The 1,509-nt window shown below is 44.3% G+C and carries 1 protein-coding gene; it reads right to left on the reverse strand.

Annotation, left to right across the window (positions count from 1 at the left end; all coding sequences use genetic code 11):
• Positions 1–24: 24 nt before the first annotated feature.
• On the reverse strand, positions 25–1,398 hold the full coding sequence (locus tag P2G85_RS21400; RefSeq protein WP_275866014.1) for an IS4 family transposase: 1,374 nt from the start codon (positions 1,396–1,398) through the stop codon (positions 25–27).
• Positions 1,399–1,509 lie beyond the last annotated feature (111 nt).

Raw genomic sequence — 1,509 nt, forward strand, 5'->3', positions numbered from 1 at the left:
CCTGTCTCTTGATCACAAGTTTTGCTAATCAAGAGACATTGCTAACTCGTAGCCCTCAAGGATGGTTTGTAATTTGAACCATCCTTCCCATAACACTTTTATTGAGGCCCGCCCTGTTCGTTTCGTATCTTTCCAGCCGCCCAGCTTTGCCAGGTTCTTGTATGCCCATTCCATATTAGGCGCTTCATTTGGCAGCGTTTTATTTTCCAGCTTCAACCACAGCAACTTCCAAGCCCTCTGGCCTATTACGTTTTCACAACTTGATTCCGATAACTCTTTAACCTCTTTCATAAAGCGTAACTGAAGTAGGCGTGTTGCAATGAAGGCTAAGATCACACTTGTCCTTTCCAGATTATCACGGCTCTGCATACGAAGGTTCTCTACTTCTGTCCCTTCACTTTTCCATACCTTGTGGAAGTCTTCTACCAACCAACGTCGTTCATAATAACTGATGACTTTTAGCGCATCCTCTTTGCAAGTCACTACCTCAGAGGTCAGCAAGTGCCATTCCAGCTTCTCACTGCTTTCCCCCTGCTCAATACAACCAACGTAATAAACGGGGATATCAGGATATCGCTTCTTGTTGGCCGGTGATTTTAAGGTAACTTGAGCATACTTAATATCGAGCGTTACTGTTCGAGATCTGCGCCCTCCTTTTTGTGGAATAGTGAGACTCTTTTCTCCCGCACTAGATAACGTGGATGAGTAGTCATAAAGCCTGTTCTCATGCTCTTCTATACAACGGCTCTGCATCGAGCGCACAACAAAACGCTGCCGGTGTTCATGCTTATAAGATAAGTATTCGATAAGGTCGGCTTCACGGTCGCAGACTGAAATAGTCTTGTTCATCACACAGCCTAATCGCTCTGCGGTATTACGAGATGCCAGTTCCCACTTGTAGCTTTCTTTCTCCTCGTATGGACGCGTTGCATACTGGTTACCTTGTCCACGTTTAGTGATATCACGCGTCCAATATTGCTGTTCTATGAGTCCAACAACCGTATGGCTATGAGGTGCAAAAAGGAGTGTCGAGTGGACAAGTAACGCTCTGCTTTTATTACCTTGATTAGTATGTCCTAGTTCTTCTCTCACACTCCTATGGGAATAGCTCAGTGTCGTCGTATCTTCGAGAGCAAGAAGTAATTCATGCTTATGAGCATCAGATGCTGTTACCTGAAAGCCAGATTCAGCGATATCATCAGCGTTGATATTTTCATTTCGGATAAAGCGGTATGCTCCTTCCATATCAGCTGGTGAAATAGGTAGTTTAGCCACAGAGACTCCTGGTTGTTCTGCTAATGATGTTGCAAGAGTAACGAGCCTTTGGGTCCTTCTTGGGTCATTGAGTTTCGCTTGTCCGAACTGTTTTTGAGCCCAAAGTGCAGGTTCTGAGTACATCATCCTAATCATCCTAAGTTGGTAACCGAATGATCTGATCGCAAAATTTTATAAGAGTTCAAAAAAAATCCCCGAACCTTTCGGTTCGAGGATTTGTGTATAAGAGACAGG

Source organism: Vibrio sp. CAU 1672, assembly GCF_029223195.1.
In the GTDB taxonomy this organism is placed as follows: Bacteria; Pseudomonadota; Gammaproteobacteria; order Enterobacterales; family Vibrionaceae; genus Vibrio.